General features: G+C 67.3%; 3 protein-coding genes. 1 reads left to right on the forward strand and 2 read right to left on the reverse strand.

The window, feature by feature from the left end:
- Positions 1-41 precede the first annotated feature (41 nt).
- Together ACFV04_RS43680 and ACFV04_RS43685 are read right to left on the reverse strand one after the other, a co-directional pair.
- On the reverse strand, positions 42-467 hold the full coding sequence (locus ACFV04_RS43680; protein ID WP_380536644.1) for a hypothetical protein: 426 nt from the start codon (positions 465-467) through the stop codon (positions 42-44).
- Positions 464-799, reverse strand: a complete 336-nt coding sequence (locus tag ACFV04_RS43685) for a hypothetical protein (protein ID WP_380536645.1) — start codon at positions 797-799, stop codon at positions 464-466. The genes ACFV04_RS43680 and ACFV04_RS43685 overlap by 4 nt, the downstream gene beginning before the upstream one ends.
- 263 nt (positions 800-1,062) lie before the next feature.
- On the opposite strand from ACFV04_RS43685, the gene ACFV04_RS43690 reads away from it, so the two are divergent.
- Positions 1,063-1,446, forward strand: a complete 384-nt coding sequence (locus ACFV04_RS43690) for a hypothetical protein (protein WP_380536647.1) — start codon at positions 1,063-1,065, stop codon at positions 1,444-1,446.
- Positions 1,447-1,707: the final 261 nt, after the last annotated feature.

Below are 1,707 nucleotides of genomic sequence, written 5' to 3' on the forward strand. Positions count from 1 at the left end.
GGGGAGCGGTGTGCTCCCCGCCGCGCGGCGGATCCGGTTGCTCAGTCCTCCGATCCGGCGGCGACCGTCTCGTAGGCGTATCCGTCCCGGCGAAGTGCCTGCACGAGGGCTTCGACTTCGACGGCGGTTCCGAGGGGTTCCCCGGCCTTCGCCGCCTTCAGCCTGCCGATCGCCTCGGCCGGGCTGTAGTCGAGGATCGCCCGCAGGTGGCGGGCCGCCGCGACGGTCCCGTCCCGGCCTTCCACCAGCCGGGCCCGGAATCCTCCGAGCTTCGCCAGCAGTCCTTGCCTGACGTCCTCCGGCCCGGGCCCGTCGCCGTAGTCGCAACTGACCAGACCGCAGTTCTCGCACTGCCATTCGTCGAACCAGCCGAACTCCTCGGCCACGATCTGCTGGCCCCGCGAGCCCGTCACGTCATGACCGCACTTGCTGCAGGTCAGCTGGTAGTCGAGTGCGCGGTAGATCATTTCCTCTTCCCGCTCCCGTTCCACCCACGGATGTTCATGTACCTCTGGACAATCTCATGGAACCTGTCCGTCTGGGCGAGGTGGGCGGCGTTCCGGGCCTCCGACGGCTTGGGGTGGTGCTTCCTGACGTAGGTCTGCGGCCGTTCGAACCAGCCGTGGTGCAGTTCCTCGTGAATGATGGTCTCGCGAGGATCGTTCCGGCCGGAGAACCGGTAGCGGACGATCTGGACCGGCTGCCCGGGGTCGGAGAGACCGGTTCGGACCCGTCGGGCTGTATTCGGAGTCGACCCGGAACCGGGTGTGCGGGAAGTCCTGCCTCCCGAGACCGTCACCACTGCTGGGGAGCACGGTGAAACACCGAGGCATGCCCTGAGGCCGTCGCCGTAGGGCCCGGGCGGGAAGTCGACGGGGCGGAACTGCGGCCCCAGTGCGTGGGAACAGCCGAACCGTGCCGGTGGCCCGCTGATCCCGGTAGGGACGGCTTGCCCGGGAGAAGGCTCGGTGGCATCGTCCATTCCCGGGCCGGGACGTGGCAGCCGAGGCCACTGCGGATTCGCCGAGCAGTGCACATGACGGTCGGAGGAGGAACGGCGGCATGACAGAACCGGATCACGGGTCGGCAGCAGCCACACCGGCCGACGTGGCGCGCGCTCGGGCCGAGATCGGGCCGAACCTCCCGGCCCCGCTGCTCGCATTCTGGGAGACGGCCGACGGCCTGATGACCGAAGCCGGCGTCACCGTGTACTCCGCCGGGTGCATCGGCGAACGCAACACCACCTATGAAGTCGCGCAATACGCACCGGGTTTTGTCCTCATCGGCGACGACAGCGGCGGTCGTGGATTTCTCCTGCGCGCCGACGATCAGTGCCCCGTCGTGTTCTCGTCGGACCTCGGTGACCTGGGACCGGAGGACTTCCAGGTCCAATCCGAGGACTTCGCGCCCTGGATCGAATCGCTCCGGTCCAGCGGCTTCTGCTGATCTTTCCAGGGTTTCGCGCGTTCACTTGCCGACCTGCATTCGCCAACGGATTCCCCTGCTGTACGGGGGAACGGGTCGGAGTCGCCGGCCCTGCTGGTCCTTCATGCGATGAGCCGGGAGCACCGCCCGATTGCTGATGGCGGTGATGCCCGGCTCTTTCGTGTGCTGTTGTTGTTGTTTGGTTAGTGGTTGTTGGTGAGGTGGTGGTGGAGGTTGGTGAGGGCGTGTTGGGTGGCGGTGGTGTGTTTGGTGGTGAGGTTG

Origin of the sequence: Kitasatospora sp. NPDC059599, assembly GCF_042735125.1 — a bacterium.
Classification (GTDB): domain Bacteria; phylum Actinomycetota; class Actinomycetes; order Streptomycetales; family Streptomycetaceae; genus Kitasatospora.